General features: G+C 52.1%; 19 protein-coding genes. 12 read left to right on the top strand and 7 right to left on the bottom strand.

The features are described from left to right. Positions 1-114: 114 nt before the first annotated feature. From ACF8PK_RS01290 to ACF8PK_RS01305, 4 genes are all read right to left on the bottom strand, one after another. Positions 115-1500, bottom strand: coding sequence for a nucleobase:cation symporter-2 family protein (locus tag ACF8PK_RS01290; RefSeq protein ID WP_392439704.1), 1386 nt, complete (start codon positions 1498-1500; stop codon positions 115-117). 234 nt (positions 1501-1734) lie between these two features. Beyond that, the gene (puuE, locus tag ACF8PK_RS01295; protein ID WP_392439707.1) at positions 1735-2661 is read right to left on the bottom strand and encodes an allantoinase PuuE; all 927 of its coding nucleotides are present in this window, start codon (positions 2659-2661) and stop codon (positions 1735-1737) included. A gap of 22 nt (positions 2662-2683) precedes the next feature. Beyond that, a complete protein-coding gene (locus ACF8PK_RS01300) occupies positions 2684-3415 on the bottom strand; it encodes an aspartate/glutamate racemase family protein (protein WP_392439710.1) in 732 nt (243 codons plus the stop codon). 3 nt (positions 3416-3418) lie between these two features. Beyond that, positions 3419-4090 (bottom strand): GntR family transcriptional regulator, encoded by a 672-nt coding sequence (locus tag ACF8PK_RS01305; RefSeq protein WP_044364829.1) that lies wholly within the window; start codon positions 4088-4090, stop codon positions 3419-3421. Positions 4091-4369: 279 nt separating this feature from the next. Here ACF8PK_RS01305 and ACF8PK_RS01310 point away from each other — a divergent pair, with 279 nt between their 5' ends. The 11 genes from ACF8PK_RS01310 (at position 4370) to ACF8PK_RS01360 (ending at position 16219) form a co-directional block, all read left to right on the top strand. After that, positions 4370-5812 (top strand): NCS1 family nucleobase:cation symporter-1, encoded by a 1443-nt coding sequence (locus tag ACF8PK_RS01310; protein WP_392439713.1) that lies wholly within the window; start codon positions 4370-4372, stop codon positions 5810-5812. 275 nt (positions 5813-6087) lie between these two features. Further along, the gene (locus tag ACF8PK_RS01315) at positions 6088-6879 is read left to right on the top strand and encodes a transporter substrate-binding domain-containing protein (RefSeq protein ID WP_392439716.1); all 792 of its coding nucleotides are present in this window, start codon (positions 6088-6090) and stop codon (positions 6877-6879) included. Between the two features lie 15 nt (positions 6880-6894). Then, positions 6895-7563: an amino acid ABC transporter permease gene (locus ACF8PK_RS01320; RefSeq protein WP_158108622.1), complete on the top strand. Its 669-nt coding sequence runs from the start codon at positions 6895-6897 to the stop codon at positions 7561-7563. Between the two features lie 12 nt (positions 7564-7575). After that, complete coding sequence (locus tag ACF8PK_RS01325) at positions 7576-8226, top strand: amino acid ABC transporter permease (protein ID WP_392439720.1); 651 nt, start codon at positions 7576-7578, stop codon at positions 8224-8226. After that, positions 8213-8941, top strand: coding sequence for an amino acid ABC transporter ATP-binding protein (locus ACF8PK_RS01330; RefSeq protein ID WP_004728099.1), 729 nt, complete (start codon positions 8213-8215; stop codon positions 8939-8941). Before ACF8PK_RS01325 ends, ACF8PK_RS01330 begins: the two co-directional genes overlap by 14 nt. Before the next feature lie 19 nt (positions 8942-8960). Next, on the top strand, positions 8961-9779 hold the full coding sequence (locus ACF8PK_RS01335) for a MurR/RpiR family transcriptional regulator (protein ID WP_392439724.1): 819 nt from the start codon (positions 8961-8963) through the stop codon (positions 9777-9779). A gap of 46 nt (positions 9780-9825) precedes the next feature. Further along, on the top strand, positions 9826-10824 hold the full coding sequence (locus ACF8PK_RS01340; RefSeq protein WP_014257290.1) for a bile acid:sodium symporter family protein: 999 nt from the start codon (positions 9826-9828) through the stop codon (positions 10822-10824). 100 nt (positions 10825-10924) lie between these two features. Further along, positions 10925-12106, top strand: coding sequence for an amidase (locus ACF8PK_RS01345; protein ID WP_392439727.1), 1182 nt, complete (start codon positions 10925-10927; stop codon positions 12104-12106). An 11-nt stretch (positions 12107-12117) separates the two neighbouring features. Further along, the gene (locus ACF8PK_RS01350; RefSeq protein ID WP_392439730.1) at positions 12118-13683 is read left to right on the top strand and encodes a gamma-glutamyltransferase family protein; all 1566 of its coding nucleotides are present in this window, start codon (positions 12118-12120) and stop codon (positions 13681-13683) included. Between the two features lies 1 nt (position 13684). Further along, entirely contained in the window at positions 13685-14917 is a 1233-nt protein-coding gene (locus ACF8PK_RS01355; RefSeq protein WP_004728105.1) for an alanine--glyoxylate aminotransferase family protein, read from the top strand. A 63-nt stretch (positions 14918-14980) separates the two neighbouring features. Beyond that, on the top strand, positions 14981-16219 hold the full coding sequence (locus ACF8PK_RS01360) for an allantoate amidohydrolase (protein ID WP_392439733.1): 1239 nt from the start codon (positions 14981-14983) through the stop codon (positions 16217-16219). A 77-nt stretch (positions 16220-16296) separates the two neighbouring features. On the opposite strand, the gene ACF8PK_RS01365 is transcribed toward ACF8PK_RS01360, so the two are convergent. Further along, positions 16297-16581: an EF-hand domain-containing protein gene (locus tag ACF8PK_RS01365; protein WP_004728108.1), complete on the bottom strand. Its 285-nt coding sequence runs from the start codon at positions 16579-16581 to the stop codon at positions 16297-16299. Between the two features lie 478 nt (positions 16582-17059). Here ACF8PK_RS01365 and ACF8PK_RS01370 point away from each other — a divergent pair, with 478 nt between their 5' ends. After that, on the top strand, positions 17060-17230 hold the full coding sequence (locus ACF8PK_RS01370; protein ID WP_167498033.1) for a hypothetical protein: 171 nt from the start codon (positions 17060-17062) through the stop codon (positions 17228-17230). Positions 17231-17343: 113 nt separating this feature from the next. On the opposite strand, the gene ACF8PK_RS01375 is transcribed toward ACF8PK_RS01370, so the two are convergent. Both ACF8PK_RS01375 and guaD read right to left on the bottom strand, forming a co-directional pair. Next, on the bottom strand, positions 17344-18579 hold the full coding sequence (locus ACF8PK_RS01375) for a urate hydroxylase PuuD (RefSeq protein WP_392439737.1): 1236 nt from the start codon (positions 18577-18579) through the stop codon (positions 17344-17346). Then, on the bottom strand, positions 18525-19907 hold the full coding sequence (gene guaD, locus ACF8PK_RS01380) for a guanine deaminase (protein ID WP_392439740.1): 1383 nt from the start codon (positions 19905-19907) through the stop codon (positions 18525-18527). The genes ACF8PK_RS01375 and guaD overlap by 55 nt, the downstream gene beginning before the upstream one ends. Position 19908: the final 1 nt, after the last annotated feature.

Raw genomic sequence — 19908 nt, forward strand, 5'->3', positions numbered from 1 at the left:
AACGTCATGAATGTGGTGCGACTCTAGCAAATTGAGGCGGTAGGAGAAACCCGATCAGACGCAATAAAAAGCCTGCTTGAACGCAGGCTTTGGCTGTATGGGAATCAGGCTAGATCAGCGTTCGCTGACGGCGGCCACCGATGACGATGATGTGGACGCTGTATTTGTCTCGTGTTCAGGCAGCACTAAGGTCATTACAATGGCAGCAATGCCACTGGTGGTCACCGGAGAACCAAACATGCTTTGCAGCAACTTGGGCATCGCTTTCATCACATCTGGTACCAGCATCACGCCCAAACCGATCCCGAACGAAACAGCCAGAATCATCAGATTACGGCGATCCAAACGCTCACGCGCAATGATTTTAATGCCTGCCGCTGCAACGGTGCCAAACATCACCAAGGTTGCGCCCCCAATCACGGGTTTGGGAATCGTGGTGAGAATCGCGCCAATCATCGGGAACAACCCCAATACGCACAGGATGAGCGCGACAAAGTAACCCACATAACGGCTGGCGATGCCCGTCAGGTGAATCACGCTATTGTTCTGACTGAACGTGGTGTTTGGAAAGGTGTTGAATACCGCGGCCAGCATCGAGTTCACGCCATCGCCGAGAATGCCGGATTTCACGCGGCTTAAATACGCCGGGCCAGTGACGGGCTGTTTGGTGATCATGCAGTTGGCGGTGATATCGCCGGTCGATTCAATCGCCGTAATCGCATAAATCACGGCAATTGGCACAAACGCGTACCAGTCGAAGTCAAAGCCATATTTGAATGGCACCGGAATACTGACCAACGGCTGCTGAAAGGCGTGCCCCAGATGCACCATGCCCATGCTGGCGGCGGCCACATAACCCAATACCATGCCGACTAGAATCGAAGAGAGGCGCACCATCAAATGACGAGAGCGGTTAAGCGCAATGATGGTGACTAACACGACGGCGCCGAGCGCTAAGTTGTGCCATTGGCCAAAATCGGGGGCGTTGACGCCGCCGGCCAAATCCGTCATGCCGACTTTAATCAGGGAAATACCGATCGTCGTGACCACAATGCCGGTGACCATCGGCGTGATGATGCGGCGTAACTTGCCAATGCATTGCGAAAGCACAATTTCGATAAATGCCCCAACGAAACAGACGCCAAAGATCAGCGCCAAAATCTCTTCCGGGCCACCGCCTTTGGCTTTGGCGATAAAGCCTGCGGCCAGTACCGAGCTCAAAAACGCGAAGCTGGTGCCTTGCACACAGATCATGCCTGCGCCAATGGGCCCAATGCGGCGCGCTTGAATAAACGTTCCGACACCGGACACAATCAGCGCCATGCTGATGAGGTAAGGCACATGATCGCCCAATCCCAACACGCCGCCGATAATCAGTGTAGGGGTGATGATTCCGACAAAACTGGCCAGCACATGTTGCAGGCCTGCGTACAGTGCTGCGCCAGGCGTTGGCTTATCGTCGAGCCCGTAAATCAGGTCGTGACTTTCCTTGTGAGACATACTGACTTCCTTGTATACAATATTGTTGACATATTTTTCATCAATACAGCAAACACTATGCCAGTAAATTTCTGACCAGTTAGTCAAGGTAATTCAGCGAGTTAGGCTATAACGCACAAATATTGGTGCTGAAATGTTGTTCGATTGTGGTGCACTTGCATTAAATTGGGTTGCATAAAAAAAACGCCGGACAGGAAGGGCGTCGCGGCGGTTTGTAAAAACAGAATCAACGGGTTAAGCCGGGTGATGTGCGATCCAGTGACGAGCAATTTGTTCGCGAGTCGCCACCCAAACGCCCTCATGCTGCGCGACGTAATCGAGGAATTTTTTCAGCGCCATAAAACGACTGGGTTTACCAATGACGCGGCAGTGTAGACCGATCGACATCATTTTGGGTTTCTCGGCACCTTCTGCGTACAAACAGTCAAAGTTCTCCTTGAGATACTGAAAGAATTCTTCCCCGTGGCTAAACCCATAAGGGGAGGAAAACCGCATATCGTTGGTATCCAAGGTGTAGGGCACAATCAGGTGCGGACGCGTTGAACCGGGATGCTTGTTGTCTGGCACTTGGGTCCAGAACGGCAGGTCGTCCCCGTAGTAATCTGAGTCATACAGCAAACCGTCTTGTTCCGCGACCAATTCGCGGGTGTTGGGGGAATCGCGGCCGGTGTACCAACCGATTGGGCGTTTCCCCGTGAGGGATTCAATCAGCTCGAGCGCCTGATGCATGTGCTGGCGCTCTTGCTCGATCGGCATGTTCTGGTAATGAATCCATTTTAAACCGTGGCATGCGATTTCGTGTCCATCTTCAATGAAGGCTTGTGTTACTTCTGAGTTACGTTGTAACGCAGTGGCAATACTAAAAATGGTCAGCGGTAATTCCCGCTTTTTAAATTCGTTAAGAATGCGCCACACCCCAGCGCGCGAACCGTATTCATACAGGGATTCCATGCTCATGTGGCGAGCGGGGAACGGCTCGGCGCCCGCAATTTCCGATAAAAAGGTTTCGGCGTGCGGATCGCCGTGTAAGACGCAGTTTTCTCCGCCTTCTTCGTAGTTCAAGACAAACTGCAGCGCGATTTTTGCGCCGCCTGGCCAGTTGGCATCCGGTACATTGTCGCGGCCGTAGCCGATGTAATCGCGAGGATTTGAGATTTCCATATCGAAGTTCCTTGTCACTGACTTAACGGCTCCAATGTTGATAACGGCCGTGAAATGATTTGTGAAGTGGCGCGGCGTAGTTGCCGCTTTTGGACGTCGTGAGTTTGAGTGCGTGTAATGATTCGGCCAATTTGACGGCGGCTGCCACACCATCAATCACCGGCACATTGAGCGCCGCGGAGAGTTCGGTTGCTAAATCAGACATCCCGGCGCAGCCGAGCACAATCGCTTCCGCGCCGTCTTGGTTGATGGCAGCCCGGCACTCTTGCAACAACTGTTGATAGGCCGAGGCCTGAATCTGCTCCAGATCCAGCACCGCGATGTCGGTTGCGCGAACGCCTGAGCACAGATGATGGTAGCCGTAACGATGCAGCAGATGCTCGGCTGCAGGCAGGGTGCGCGACATGGTGGTCACCACACCAAAGCGGTGTGACACTATGCTTGCCAATTGAAATGCTGCGCCCGCGATGCCAATGACAGGCACTGAAGCTAGTTCGCGCGCGGCATCTATCGCCGGATCGCCAAAACAGGCGATGATATGGGCGTCAACGCCCTCTGCTTCACCTTGTGCAATCACATCGAGCAGCGCGGCGGCGGCAATGGTTTCATCCAAGGCGCATTCGATACTTTCCGGGCCATGCGCTGGATTGCGGGTGATGATCTCACTACTGTATAAACATACAGATTGTGCAGAAAGCGCTATTTTGTCGGTCATGCCCTGACATGTATTGGGGTTGATCAGTTGAATTTTCATTGATTAATCCATTTGCGCGAACAGCGAGTTAAAGTCCACCTGAGCATCCTGTTTGCCCGTTAGCGAGATCGACTGTTTGATGTGAAGTAGGTGGTGACGCATCCACTCTTGTGCTTGGCCGACTTTGCGTTGGTCGAGCAGATCAATCAGCTCAACATGGTCACCACAATCGCAGCTCACACTTTCGCGCGTACCGTAGGCGGCTATCACGAGCGATGAGCGGTAGCACAACTGCTCAATAAACTCTGCCAGTACCTGATTGTTTCCCATACGCGCCAGTTCATAGTGGAACTTCGCCGTCAGTTGAATCGACTTAGAGAGATTGCCTTCATGGTCTGCCTGTTTTTCCAGTGCCACCATGTCACGAAAATGCTGCGCGACTTTCAGATTCCAGTTTTCACTGATTTCAGGCACCAGAAGCGGCTCCAACATAATGCGGCTATCCAACACTTCTTCCGCTTCTTGGCGGCTCGGGCGGTTCACCTGCGCGCCTTTATTGGGCTGAATGACCACAAACCGCTCCAGCGCCAAACGTTGCAGCACTTTTCGAATCCCTGTCCGGCTCACACCGAACGCTTCTGAAAGTTTATCTTCTGGCAGTCTTTCGCCTGGGGGAAGCTGGTGCTCGACGATCGCTTTCAGCATCTTTTGATAAATTTTTTCGTCGTTAGACATACGCACTCTCTTTACTGTTGTATACAACTTACCGTTGCAATATGTATACCATGTTGTGAAAGGTCTACAGGCCAATCAATCCGTTATACTCTACTTCGAATCGCCAATTTGCTGAAATTTTATGCACTAACATGTGGCGCGCTGAACTTTCGTGGTGCATTCTAAGTCTAGTTCAAAGTGGCTATCATCACCGAAAGCCAGTGATTTCAATACATTTCGATTTTGGCACGCTCCTTGTATTTGTGATTGTATACAATGTGAAAACAAGGATGCGACGTGATGAAAAAGGAATTCCCAGTCAGCGATAGACTCGCTAACGCAGATTTGCTTCCAGATAAAGAACAGAAGTGGGGCTGGTACAGTATTTTTGCTTTCTGGATGTCAGACGTTCACAGCGTCGGTGGCTATGTGTTTGCTGCCAGTCTGTTTGCGTTGGGTCTAAACGGCATTCAGGTGTTTATCAGTTTATTGGTTGGCATCTCGATTGTGATGGTGTTTGCCAACTTGATGGGTCAGCCGGGCCAGAAAGCAGGTGTGCCGTTTCCTGTGGTAGCGCGGATGTCGTTTGGCGTATTTGGTGCCAACATTCCTGCGGTGATTCGCGGCTTGATTGCAGTTGTGTGGTATGGCATCCAGACGTTTCTGGCGTCCAGCTCATTTATCATTCTGTTGCTGTACTTTTTCCCTGATTTGGAAAGCTTGGCTAAACCCACGTTTTTAGGGCTTTCCTATCTGGGCTGGATTGGTTTTAGTGCCATGTGGGTCATTCAGGGCATCGTGTTCATGTTCGGCATGGACATGATTCGCAAGGTCATCGACTGGTCGGGCCCGGCGATTTACGTCGCCATGTTCGCGCTGTGTCTTTATATGATTGATCTGGCGGGTTGGGACAATATCAGCTTTAACCTGAGCACGAAAAAGCTCGAAGGCTGGGATGTTGTGATGCAGATGTTCATTGCCAGCGCACTGGTTGCCGGATACTTCGCCGGGCCAACGCTCAACTTCAGTGACTTTTCCCGTTACTGCAGCAGTTACCAAAAATTGAAGTTGGGTAACTTGCTCGGACTGCCGTTGAACTTCTTGCTGTTCTCGGTGTTCAGTGTGGTGATTGTATCGGCGTCGATTCCGGTATTTGGCCAGATGATCACTGATCCGGTCGAAACCGTGAAACGTCTCGACTCGGGATTGATTACGGTGCTGGGCGCGATGACGTTTATCTTCGCGACGGTCGGCATCAACATTGTGGCGAACTTTGTGGCGCCCGCATTTGATTTTTCCAACGTGTCGCCGCAGAAAATCAGTTTTAAAACCGGTGGCTTTATTGCCGCGTTCGGTTCGGTGCTGCTGACCCCGTGGAACCTGTTCAACAATCCGGAAGTGATTCACTACACAGTGGACGTCCTGGCTGCCATGATTGGCCCGCTGTACGGCATCATCATTGTCGATTACTACTTGGTGAAGAAAGGTGAGATCGATGTGGCGTCGCTGTACACCGAATCGAAGCAGGGCAAATACTGGTATCACAACGGAGTGAACATGAACAGCGTGTATGCGCTGGTGTGTGCCAGCTTGCTCGCTATCGTCGCGACGTTTGTGGTGTCCGACTTGGCGAACTACGCACTGTTTATCGGTGGCGGGGTGGCGGCGATTGTCTATCGTTATCTGATGGAAACCGAATTCTCCTGGGTGCCCGCGCTGCGTTTAAGCAAGAACAAAGCGTAACTCTTTGAATCTCTGAGGTTAGAAAAGGCGGCCGAACCCTAGCCGCCATTTTAAGCACAGAGGTTCGACATGGGGCTGAAACGATTGCACCACCATTGATCGATTTTGCACCAAAAGTTCCACCATAGACGTCATTCTTCAGGGCGAAAACACCGAAGATTTTTTCTAAATTAATAAAATCGTTACGGTTTTTATTTTTATCTTAAGTTGGCGCAATCGTTGCAAATGACTCGATAGATGTTTCAAACGTTTCATTATCGATAAGGAGATTCACAATGAAAATAGTTGCAGCAATGTCGAGTGTGCTCATGTCTGCCAGCCTGTTGTTCGGTGCGACCACCGCGCAAGCCGACCAACTGGAGTCAGTCCAACAGAAAGGGGTGTTGAAAGTTGCGGTTCCCCAAGATTTTCCGCCTTTTGGTTCTGTGGGGACTGACCTCAAGCCTCACGGATACGACATTGATATGGCCGGGTATCTGGCCAAAAAGCTCGATGTCAAACTGGAACTGGTGCCAGTCACCAGTGCGAACCGAATTCCTTACCTGCAAACCGGTAAAGTGGATTTGGTGATTTCGAGCATGGGTAAAAATGCGGAACGTGAAAAAGTGATCGACTTCAGTGCGGCGTATGCGCCTTTCTATCTCGGCGTATTCGGCTCATCGGATGAAGCGGTGACCAGTGCGCAGGATCTGAGCGGCAAAACCATCGGTGTGACACGCGGCTCAGTGGAAGATTTGGAACTGAGCAAGATTGCGCCGAGCGATGCCACCATCAAACGTTTTGAAGATAACAACGCCACGTTGTCCTCATTCCTGTCTGGTCAGGTGAGCCTGATTGCGACCGGTAATCTGGTGGTGACAGAAATCGCAACTCGTTATCCGGCCAAAGCGCCACAAACGAAGTTCCTGCTGAAAAACTCACCGTGTTATGTGGGTGTGATGAAAGGCGAAGACGCACTGCTAAAAGAAGTGAACCGTCTGATCACCGAAGCGAAACAAGAGGGTGTGTTGGAAGGCTTCTCGCAAAAATGGCTAAAAGCACCGTTTCCTGCGGATCTGGGTGCGTAACGTGAAGGGCGAAGCATGAGCTATCAGTTGGACTTTAGCGGTTTGACGCCTTACCTGCCACAGTTTGTGGCAGGGTTGGGCACCACCGTAGAACTGACCATCATCTCAACCGTTGGCGGACTGTTGCTCGGCACGCTATGTGCGGGTGCAAAAACCAGTCAGGCCAAATGGCTGAAGTTTGTTTGCACCTGCTACATCGAAGTGATCCGTAACACCCCGTTTATCGTGCAGTTGTTCTTTATCTTTTTTGGTCTGCCGGCACTCGGTATCAAGCTCAGCGCCTGGCAGGCGGGCGTGATTGCGATGGTGATTAACTTGGGTGCGTATTCGGCGGAAATCATTCGCGCTGGCATCGAAGCGACACCAAAAGGGCAGTGGGAGGCAGGGAAAACTTTGGGATTGACCCGCATGCAGATTTTTACACGCATTGTGATTCCGCCTGCGTATCAACGTGTTTATCCGGCGCTTGTCAGCCAGTGCATCATTGTGATGTTGGGTTCTGCGGTGGTGTCACAAATTTCGGTGGAAGATCTGACGTTTGCGGCCAACTTCGTTCAGTCGCGCAGTTTTCTGAGTTTTGAATCGTACATGCTGACGGCGGCGATTTATCTAGTGCTTGCGATTGTGATGCGCCAGATGTTTGCGTTCGTTAAGCGCGTCGCGTTTAAGAACCCGTCGTTGTAGGAGAGCGCCATCATGATGCAATTTACCGATTGGGATATTTTTCGCAGCCTATTGATGGCCGCTCGCTGGACCGGCGCACTGTCGCTGATCGCTTTTGTCGGCGGCGGGTTGCTCGGACTGTTGATTACCTTGCTGCGTAGCACGCGGCACTCCGTGTTTACCGGCGTCATCAAGCTGTATGTGGAACTGTTTCAGGGCACGCCGCTGCTGATGCAGCTGTTTCTCGCCTTCTTTGGTTTATCCCTCGTGGGCGTGGAAGTCAGTGCCTGGACAGCCGCCGTGTTGTCATTAACGTTATTCAGCAGCGCTTTTTTTCACGATATCTGGCGCGGCTGTATCGAATCACTGCCGAAAGGCCAGTGGGAAGCGTGCCGTACTTTGGGGCTGAGCTATCTGCAAACCATGCGTTACATCATTGCGCCGCAAGCCGCGCGTCTGGCCATTGCGCCAACGGTCGGATTTTCGGTTCAGATTGTCAAAGGCACTGCGCTGGCATCCATCATCGGATTCGTTGAACTGACCAAAGCCGGCACCATGCTCAACAACGCCACATTCCAGCCGTTCAAAGTGTTCGCGCTGGTTGCACTGCTTTACTTTGCCATTTGCTTTCCGCTTTCTGCGTTAGCCCGATATTTGGAGACTCGAAACCATGTCGCTCGTTAGTGTTGAACAAGTCCATAAATATTATGGCGAAAACCACGTCCTGAAAGGGGTCGACTTAAAAATCAATCCGGGTGAAGTGGTGTCGATCATCGGCCGCAGTGGCTCGGGGAAAAGTACGCTGCTGCGCTGTATGAATGGCTTGGAAGATTACCAGGAAGGCGTGATCATTGTGGACAGCCAAGCGGTAGAAAACGACGATTACAAATTGCGCCTGTTGAGCCGCAGTGTGGGCATGGTGTTTCAAAGCTTCAACCTGTTCCCACACATGACCGTCGGCGAGAACGTGATGCTGGCACCAAAGCTGGTCTTAAAGAAAAGCAGTGAAGCGTGTGAAACACTGGCCCGTGAACTGCTCGAAAAAGTCGGTCTGGCCGATAAGTTTGATGCCTATCCGACCAATCTGTCCGGCGGTCAGCAACAACGCGTGGCGATTGCACGTTCATTGGCCATGAATCCTAAAGTGTTGTTGTGTGATGAAATCACGTCAGCGCTGGACCCGGAGCTGGTTGGCGAAGTGCTGAAAGTGCTGGAACAACTGAAAGCGGAAGGGATGACACTGATTCTGGTGACGCACGAAATGAACTTTGCCCGCGATGTGGGTGATCGCGTGGTGTTCATGAATCAGGGGAAAGTGTGGGAAACCGGGCCGAGTGAAACCGTGTTTGCTGCGCCGCAAACACCAGAGCTGCAAAGCTTTTTGTCCGCCGTTCGTTAATCATCTTGATGGAGTCAGCATGACCAATACTCACCACTCACTCAGTGAACGAATTACCCAGCAATATTCACGCTTGACCGAAAGCAGCCGCCGAGTGGCTGACTATCTGCAACTGAATCCGGAAAAGATTTTAATGCTGTCGACGGCTGAAATCGCTGAAGCCTGCTCGGTATCGAAAACCAGTGTGAGTCGCTTTATTCGTCAACTGGGTTATGAGGATCATGTTGCACTTCGTCAGGAACTGATGCAGGAGCGCGAAAAGGGGACTCCGGTATTAACATCCAACATCGAAGACCCAGAAATTCAACACGATATGCGCGCCTTAGAGCAACTATGGGCGCAGTTAGCGACGCTGGATGTCACGGAATTGGTTGAGGCCATCGCCAACGCCAAACGGGTGAAAATCATCGGTTATCGGAACAGTTACCCGCTGGCGATGCATTTTCGTCAGCAACTGATGCAGTGCCGCGCTAACGTGGAACTGCTGCCGTTGCCGGGCCAGACCTTGGGAGAAGATTTGGTCTCGATTGCGGACGACGATTTTGTGATTGTGATTGGTATCCGCCGACGCGTTGCTCAGTTTGAAAAGATCATTCATCACCTGAGCGGTAAGCCGTGTTTGCTGATCACCGACCAATCCGGTCAGAAGTATGCTGATGCTGTGGCACATTTTTTAGTGTGTCATATGAATAATCAGGCACCTTTGGATAGCTATGCCGTGCCTATGAGCTTAATATCCTATTTGGTTAACAAAGTGTATCGTCACCTCGGACAACATGCCGCCCAGCTGAGTCGCCATATCTCGCACAGCTATGCGCAATTGAACGAAGTGGAATAATTCAAACGTAACATCACACAACATAACAAAGAGCAAAAATAACGACATGAATGTATTAGCAAAAATCAAAAAGGAATGGTTTCTGGTCGGGATGGTGGTTGCCATTCTGCTGGCGACTGTGACGTCTGAATTTGGCCGTTCCGGTGGCATGATCCACTTGGATCAACTGACGGGCGTCGGCGTCGCCATTGTCTTCTTCCTCCATGGTCTTGGGCTTTCTCCTCAAGCGATCAAAGCGGGCGTGACTAACTGGCGTCTACACATTTACATTCAAATCGCGACATTCGTGGTTTACCCGATCCTGTGGGTCATTTTTGGTGAGGCGTTCCTCGCTTACATGCCTGCGGCGCTGGCATTTGGCTTCTGTTATCTACTCGTTCTGCCAAGCACCATTTCGTCATCTGTGGCGATGACCAGTGTCGGTAAAGGGAACGTCCCGGGCGCAATCTTTAACGCATCACTTTCCAGTATTCTTGGCGTGTTCATCACACCACTTTTGATTCAACTTTTTATGGGATTTGAAGGCGTACAACTGGATTTGCTGGACTCGGTGATCTCGATTTCCAAACTCTTGCTGTTACCGATGATTGTGGGCCAACTCATGCGTCCTTATTTAGTCGCTTGGGTGGATCGTCATAAAGCGGTGGTCAATAAGGTCGACAAATACGTGATTCTTCTCATCGTTTACAACGCCTTCTGTGATTCCGTGGTGAATGGCATTTGGAGCGAGTTCTCGATGGGTTTGCTGGTCAGCTCTATTGCGATTTGTACCGTGATTCTGCTGTTTATGGTGCACCTGATTCAGTGGGGCGCACGCCGCACCAAATTTACGCTACCGGATGAAGTGGCGGCTGTGTTCTGTGGGACGAAGAAAACACTGGCCGCGGGCATTCCGATGGCGAAGGTGATTTTCGGCGCGGACCCATCGCTGGGGATGATTCTGCTGCCTATCATGCTGTATCACCCGATTCAGATTTTCTACTGCGCAGTACTGGCGAACCGTTACGCGCGCCAAAGCGAATCCCTGAAGACGGTGACCAACTAAGCAGCATCAGTCGATTCGCTGCAAATCGCTTCAAAAAATCAACAAAAGCTTAGGCGCTGCGGATTCAGCGCCTAAAAGGAACACCACGGAAGGATACAGAATGAGTAAGGACGCTAGTATTTATTGTGCTCAGGGGCCAGAGACGCTGCCCGCCACCGCGCAGGGAACGCTCTCTGGTACCCGATTTGTCTTCAAAGATTTATTCGACGTCGAAGGCTACGCCACAGGCGCGGGTAATCCCACTTGGCTGAAAACCCATAAAATGGCGACGGCCACGTCACCACTGATCACCGCGCTGCTCGGGCAGGGCGCTGAATGCGCTGGCCGTGTTCAAACCGACGAGCTGGCTTACAGCCTCAATGGTCAGAACAGTCATTACGGCACGCCCATCAATCCGACAGCGCCGAATTGTATTCCCGGCGGTTCATCCAGTGGCAGCGCGGTCGCAGTGGCGAACAACGATTGCGACTTTGCTATCGGCACCGACACGGGCGGGTCAATCCGCGTGCCGGCCAGTTATTGCGGCTTATTTGGCTTGCGTCCAACTCTCGGCACGCTTGATCTGTCCCACTGTTTTGAATTAGCGAAAAGTTTCGATACCGCCGGCATTTTCACGCGTGACTTACGCCTGATGCGCGATGTGTGGTCGGTGCTGGCGGCACGTCATCAATCCGGCGAACGAGTGACGCGCGTTTATCTCGATGCGCAGTGCCAAGCGGTGATGAGCGCCGCTCGTCTTGAACGTTTGAGTCAGCAGTGTCAGCGAGCGGGAATCGAGATCATTCAAGGCCATATTTTGGCACAAAATGGCTGGTCACTGACGGACCTGAGCTTACTGTTTCGTACCATTCAAGGTTTTGAAATTATCGAACATCACGATGCGTGGCTCACGCAGTATGGCGACAGTCTGGATCCGGCGATCGGGGAGCGTGTGACGTGGGCCAGAACCATCACTTGTGAGCAGTATGACCACGCGAAAGGACGACAACAGGATTTTCAGCAACAGATACTGACACACCTGAAGCAACAACGTTCCCTGTGGGCAATACCGACCACGCCATCGGGCCCGCCGTCACTGACGATGCCGGCTGATGAACTGGCGGTCTATCGCTCGCAGTTGATGGGGCTGACCAGCATTGCAGGACTGTCGGGATTACCGCAACTCCATTTGCCCATGGAAGAATTATTAGAAGGCCCGTGCGGTATCTCACTGATGGGTTTGCCTCATCAAGAAGAGACGCTGCTTGTCACGGGTGAAGCCGTTCACAACGGCACATGTTAAGGAGAACGTGAATGAAGCATCAAACGGCATTTACTGCCCCGCACTTTAAGGCCGCGCAAGTTGGTCAGCAAATTCTCGACGCTGGCGGCACCGCCAGTGAAGCCATGGTCGCTGCTGCCGCGATGATTGCGGTGCAATACCCGCACATGAACGGCATCGGTGGCGACAGTTTTTGGCTGATCGCCAAAGCAGGCCAGACACCCGTTGCCATCGATGGCTGTGGCGCTGCAGCGTTGAATGTGGATGTTGAACACTATCGCGCGCTGGGTGATGAACTGCCATTCAGCGGTGGGGCGTCGGCGATTACCATGGCCGGCACCATTGCAGCGTGGCAAAAAGCGCTGAAAGTAGATGCGGGGACATTGACGTTAACCGAACTGCTGCAACCTGCGATTGATGCCGCCCGTGATGGTGTGGAAGTGACACAAAGCTTAGTCAACGCCAGCGAAAAAACCTTTGAACGCCTAGCCTCATTGCAAGCTTTTGCGCAGAACTTTCTCAAGCAGGGCCAAACGCTCGAAGTCGGCGATACCTTGGTGAACGAGGCGCTGGCCAACACATTACAAACCTTGGCTGAGCGTGGGCTAGATGATTTCTATCGCGGTGAGATCGCCGCCTCTGCGGCGAAAGAGCTGCAAGCCGCAGGCAGCCCGCTGACGTTGGACGACTTTCACGCTCATCAGGCAAAAGTGATGGCACCGCTCACCGTCAACACTGCCAAAGGGCGTTTATACAACTTTGGCGCGCCCACACAAGGTGTGGCATCACTTTTGATTCTGGCGATTTACGATCGGCTGGCGTCGCAAGCGCAAAGCGAAGTCGACCACATTCATCTGCTGGTTGAAGCGACCAAGCAAGCCTTCATCATTCGCGATCGCGAAGTGTGTGACGAAGAGTTTTTAAGTCAGCCGCTGCAGGAATGGCTCATCGACGCCGTTGTTGACCAATGTGCGGCCAATGTGTCCCTAAGTGAGGCGCTGCCTTGGCCGCATCAGGCCAAGCCGAGTGATACCATTTGGATGGGCGCGAGCGATCAATACGGCACCATGGTGAGCTTCATTCAAAGCGTGTATTGGGAGTTCGGTTCGGGTGTGTTTTTACCAGAAACGGGCATTTTGTGGAACATTCGCTCAAAGAGCTTCTCGCTCGATGCCCGTCACCACAATGTGTTGGCGCCGGGTAAAAAGCCGTTCCATACCTTGAATCCGGCCTATGCCGAACTCGCCGATGGCCGCCGCATGAGTTACGGCACCATGGGTGGCGAAGGCCAACCACAAACGCAAGCGTGCCTGTTTAGCCGCTACCACTATCAAAATTTCTCGCTCAGTGATGCGATTGCTGCGCCGCGCTGGCTGCTTGGCCGCACATGGGGCAATAGCACCAACAATTTACGACTTGAACAATCGCTGTATGAGCAATATGGCGATGCCTTAAAACAACGTGGCCACGATGTCACCTTTGTGGCCGATTGCAACGAACTCATGGGACACGCTGGCGCAATCATTCTCGATACGCATGGAAAGGCGTGTGCGACCAGCGATCCTCGTAGTGATGGAACCAGTTTACTTGGAGAATAACATGACCGCCCAAAACGAACTTTTTGAAACCCTGAACCCACCACAGCGTCTGTTGATGGGCCCGGGACCAATCAATGCCTACCCACGTGTTCATCAGGCCATTTCTCAATCTCTGATTGGCCAGTACGACCCGGTCATGACCGGCTACATGAATCAGGTGCAGTCCCTGTATCGCGGTGTTTTCCAGACCCAAAATCAGCAAACCTTGTTGGTGGATGGCACGGCGCGCTCCGGCATTGAAGCGGTATTGGTGTCGGTGTTACAGCCCGGCGACAAGGTGCTGGTGCCGGTGATTGGCCGCTTTGGTCACTTGCTGTGTGAAATTGCACAGCGCGTTGGCGCTGAAGTGAAAACCATCGATATCGAATGGGGGGAAGTGTGCCCACCGGAAAAAGTCGAAGCGGCAATCAAAGCGTTTCAACCAAAGCTGCTCGCGACCGTGCAAGGCGATACCTCCACCACAATGAATCAGCCGCTCAAAGAGATGGGCGAAATCTGTCAGCGTTATGGCGTGCTGTTCTACTGTGACGCTACCGCGTCAATTGCGGGGAACGATCTTAAAGTCGACGAATGGCATCTTGATGCGGTGTCGGCTGGCTTGCAGAAATGCCTTGGCGGGCCTTCCGGTTCAGCGCCTATTACCCTGAGCGATCGCTGCGCAACCGTGATTAACCGCCGTAAACACGTCGAAGCGGGCATTCGTGCCGACCACCACACCCAAGGCGAAGAGGCGATGATTCAGTCCAACTACTTCGATTTGGCGATGATCATGGATTACTGGGGCCCGGAACGGTTGAACCACCATACGGAAGCGACGTCGATGCTCTATGCCGCACGTGAATGTGCGCGCCTTTTCCTCGAAGAAGGCGCAGACAAGGTGATTGCACGCCATCAACAAGCAGGGGATGCGCTGGCGGCTGGCCTGCGTGCCATGGGGTTGGAATTGTTCGGCAACCAAGCTTACAAAATGAACAACGTGGTCGGCGTCTACATTCCGGCCAATGTGAATGGTGATGCGATTCGCCTTGAGCTGCTGCAACGCTTCGGGATTGAAATTGGCACCTCGTTTGGTCCGCTGCATGGCAAAATTTGGCGCATCGGAACCATGGGATACAACGCCCGCCAAGAATGCGTGCTGGCAACGCTTGCAGCGCTGGAAGCCATTCTGATCAAACACAAAGCAGCGATTGTGCCGGGGCAATCCGTCGTTGCGGCAATGGAATTCTATGCTTAATCACACCAGTCAGGTGGATACAAAATACAACGTGAGTTTGGCGAATCAACGCAAGGAGCGCTGATGATTACAGCAGAAAAAAATACCATGGCGCAGCAGGCGAAAAAGCTGATGGAGCAAGCCGACACGCTGGCTCAATTCAGCGCTGACGAGGGCGCAATCACGCGCGCCTATCTGACGCCTCAGCATCGCGCCGCCCATGACCAGCTGGCGCAATGGATGCGTGATGCGGGCCTTGAAACCTGGCAAGACAGTGTCGGTAATCAGTGGGGGCGTAAAGTGTCCGCCAATCCGACCCAACCGACGCTGATTCTCGGCTCTCATAGTGACACCGTCACTAATGCAGGCAAATATGACGGCAATTTAGGCGTACTGTTGGCCATCGAAACGCTTGCTCAACTGGCGGATGAAGCGTTTCCATTTCATATCGACGTGGTTGCGTTTGCCGATGAAGAAGGCACCCGTTTTAACACCACGTTAATAGGTTCCAGCGGCGTGGCTGGATGCTTTCATCCGCAATGGCTGGACGTGAAAGATGCAGATGGCATTTCGATGGCGGATGCGATGCGTGCGTTTGGCCTTGATCCACAACTGGCTGGCTGCGATGCACGTTTGGCGGAAGATACGCAGGCGTATCTGGAAGTGCACATTGAGCAAGGCCCAGTATTGGAAGCGGAGAATCTGCCAGTCGGCGTGGTCACCGGGATTGCTGGTGCGAAGCGCTTTCAATGCCAAGTGAAAGGCATGGCGGGCCATGCGGGCACTGTGCCCGTTGAGCTGCGTCATGATGCATTGTGCGGCGCTGCGGCGATGATCACCTGCATCGAGACGTTCGCGCAGCAGCATGGAATTGTGGCGACTGTGGGGCAATGTGACGTGTTGCCGGGCGCAGTGAACGTGATTCCTGGCGACACTCGTTTCACTATTGATATTCGCAGTTTGTCGCAAGCCACATTAGAACTGTGCTCGGTTGATTTGTTGGCACAGCTCGCAGACATTGCCCGCAATCGCAACCTGGGGTTTGACTACCAAACCATCTACCAAGCGGATGCGGTGTTGTGCAGCGAGAAGCTCCAACAACAATGGGCGGATGTGGTCGAAACCGTCACCCAGATCGCGCCCCGTTTTCTACCGAGTGGTGCAGGGCATGACGGGCTGGCGATGACCAAACTCACCGACATTGGCATGCTGTTTGTGCGCTGTGAAAAAGGGATCAGTCACCATCCGCGAGAGCAGGTGATGGAAGCTGATGTGCTGACCGCACTAAACTGTTTTGTGGAGATGGTGAAACGCTTTCGCTAACCGTCCATCGTATAATTCAACTGAAAGCCCGGTAATAACCGGGCTTTCTCTTTATCTATTTCTCTCGCAATCCGTTGTCATTCATCGTGGTTTGGACGCTGTGGTGGTTGATGGTTCTTCATAAACGTATCCACTTCGGTTTCGGTTAACTGCCCATCACTATTGCTATCCATGTCGCTGAAATCACGCTGCATGGGGCCTTGCACTTCATCTTGTGTCAATACGCCATCGCCGTTGCTGTCCATATCCGAAAAGCTCGGAGGCGGTCCCATCTCTGGGCGATCGCTCGGTTGGTTTTGAGCCATAGCCGACGCCGACAACAAAGTGCAGCCCAATAAGGCAAAAAGCGAAATAGATTTCATGTGTTCGTCCTTCATTGATTGGAATATTAAATGTCGTTGTTATGATTGAACGCAGCATTGGAGCGATGAGTGGGCAAAGGGTTCGGGACTTTACATTGCTTTACACTTCGCTTAGCCACGCATTGTGCGTGAACATTGAATGCAATAATTCTCAAAACTGATAAAGCGTAAATAAGAATGGATTCTATTTGTATTTAGTGGAAAGCCCACAAATATGCGCTAGAGTTTATATCATTCTTCAACAAAGAAGATGAGGGGCGGTGGTCACCCGGTGTGAGCAGCACGATGAATTCGTCACGCACTCAAACGATCACGGTGCTCAGTGTGGTTGAGTCACTCTTTGAAGCGGGAAAGGCACGAAATTGACACAGTTCAATCGTCTTGATGGGTGTTTTTGAGTGGCAAGCGATCACCATGCTTGAAACGAACGCAACAACGTCAACTGTCTCCATTGGCAATGGAGCGCGAGGCTAGAGTGATGAAAAAGACATACTCCTCTTCAGATTACAGTGAAGGCTTTCTGTTTTCCTACTTTATGCAGTTATTTCCAACCTTCATGATCATTGCGTTGGTGGTGATCGCGCTGTCCAATATGCCGGATTTGTCTCTGGCAGCATTGATTCAGCAGGTCTCCTCGGTGAGCAATTAAGTCACTATTCTGGTCACTTGATTTCTCCTTGAACCCGCCCGTGGGTTGTCCATCAACGATAAAAAAGCCACTTGATTCCTCCAAGTGGCTTTTGTTTATCTTCGTCTTTTCAATTAGTTGAGTGCGGACAATGCCTTCTTAAGCTGCTGGCGTTCTTCGTCCGTCATCTGGGTTTTATTGAGAAACGGCATATCTGCGCTGTCTACGGCGCGAGCAATGATGCGTGATTTCCAGCGGTTAATATCCTGCCAGCTATCAAACACCGCGCCACTCGGCGCCACTTTGAAGATGTCGTCCGTTGGCGTGGCACTGTGACACTGGCTGCACCGCTGTTCGATGATCTGCTGCGCAATGTGTTGATCCGCATTGAGCGACGCTGTGATCGTCGCACTGGCAGGCGCAGCTTCACGCGCATTTGATTTCGCCATATGCATCTGTTCGGTCGCTTGCCAGCTAATCACGACGGCCAGAGCAAACATCGCGGCCGCACCAGAAAACATCACGAACGGTTTTTTCTCACCGGAATGCTTGAGGTTGAAGTAGTGACGAATATACGCACTGATCACCAGAATCAGCATCCCCACCAACCAGCTGTGCGCATGTTGATACACCATCGGGTAATGGTTGCTGATCATCAGGAAAATCACCGGCAGTGTGAAGTAGTTGTTGTGAATCGAGCGGCGTTTGCCTTCTAGTCCGGGCGCAGGATCGACCGGTTCACCCGCGGCCACCTGCGCAACCATTTTACGCTGACCCGGAATAATCTTATGGAAGACGTTATTGACCATAATGGAGCCAATTAATGCCCCCATATGGATGAACGCGCCGCGGCCGCTGAACAGGTGCGTAAATCCATAGAAAAACAGCGCACCAAAAGCGATTAACGCGCCACTGAACAGCAGCGTGTTGCGGCCAAGCGGAGAGCGCATCAAGCCCTCATACACCACAACGCCAAGCAAAATACCGCCTACACCCACGCCAACTGCTTGCAGCGAGGTGAGTGCCATCACACGTGGGTCGACCAGATACGCTTGCGCGTTAAAGTAATACATCCAAATCAGCAATGCCGAACCCGTCAGCCAGGTCGAATAGGCTTCCCATTTAAACCAATGCAGTTTCTCCGGCATTTTTTCCGGGCCAACCTGATATTTGGCTACTTCATAGAAACCGCCCCCATGTACAGCCCAAAGATCGCCTTTAATACCTTTGTCTTTTTTCCATTGCGGCGGGGTTTCTAAGCTGTTGTCCAGCCAAGTGAAATAGAAGCTCGCACCAATCCATGCGATGCCACAAATTACATGAAACCATTTGATGAATAACGCAAACCATTCGTAGAGTTGTGGCCACATAACACCATATCCTTTTGATAGACTAATTTTCCATGAACGTAAGTTCTCTCGATCACTCGCTCATCGCCAAGGGTAATCAGGGCGAAAAGCTGCTCAGACAAATCCTGACAACGCAATGTGCGCTGTTTGAGCATTGGAAATGCAGTGAGATCGAGTTCGATGAAGTCGGCTTCAGTGCCGATGTTAAAATTCCCAATCAGGTGATCGAGTCCCATTGACGCGGCGGCGCCTTGCGTGCAGAGGTAGAGCGATTCAAACGCATCGAGGCTGACGCCTTGCAATTGACAGATTTTGTAGGCATCTGCCTGATTGCGCAGCAGGCTCAAACTGGTGCCGCCCCCCACATCACTGGCAATCGACACCGGAATCCCGGCGTCTTTCGCTTTGTCATACGGAAACAGGCCGCTGCCGAGAAAGAGGTTGGAAGATGGGCAGAAGGCGATAGACGCGCCGCTACTGGCCAGCGTTTGTTGTTCACGCTCGCTCAGATGAATCGCATGGCCGAACAGCGCACGGTCGCGTACCAGATGATTGCGTTCATACACCCCCAAATAATCATCATCGTGCGGATAGAGCTCTTTCACCCACGCCACTTCGTTGATGTTTTCGCTCAAGTGAGTCTGAATGAAGGTGTCCGGATGCTCATCGGCCAACTGTCCGGCTTTTGCCAACTGTTGCGGCGTGCTGGTTGGCGCAAAACGCGGCGTAATTGCGTACAGGGCACGGCCCTGATTGTGCCAGCGTTCGATCAGCGCTTTGCTGTCGCGATACGACGATTCAGGCGTGTCTTGCAGCGCGTCAGGACAGAAGCGATCCATCATCACTTTGCCGCAAACCATGCGCGCGTCGTATTGCTCGGCCGCTTCAAAAAAGGCGTCCACCGACTGCGGATGCACCGTCGCGTAAACGCTCGCCGTGGTCGTCCCATGCGCAAACAATTGTTGCAGGAAAAATTGCGCCTGAACTTTTGCGTAGTCGTAATTGGAAAAGCGAAGTTCGGTCGGGAACGTGTAAGTGTTGAGCCAGTCGAGCAATTGTTTGCCGTAGCTGGCGATGATTTCGACTTGCGGAAAATGCACGTGCGAATCAATCATGCCGGGAATCAATAACCCGCGGTGCTGGACCACGTTGCCTTGGATCAGCAACGCTTTATTGGCCGACACCGAGAAGAACGCTTTCGCATCACCCACATGCTGTATACGACCATGTTCAATGACTAAAACACCGTCGTTCCAGTATTCATAATTGTCTTTTGGTGACAATGTCACTTTAGGAAAGTGCAGAATGCTTCCCCGGTGAACTTGCCATGTTGAATTATCTTTCGCCATA

The organism is Vibrio sp. CJQ_6, from assembly GCF_043106745.1.
Lineage (GTDB): Bacteria > Pseudomonadota > Gammaproteobacteria > Enterobacterales > Vibrionaceae > Vibrio > Vibrio furnissii.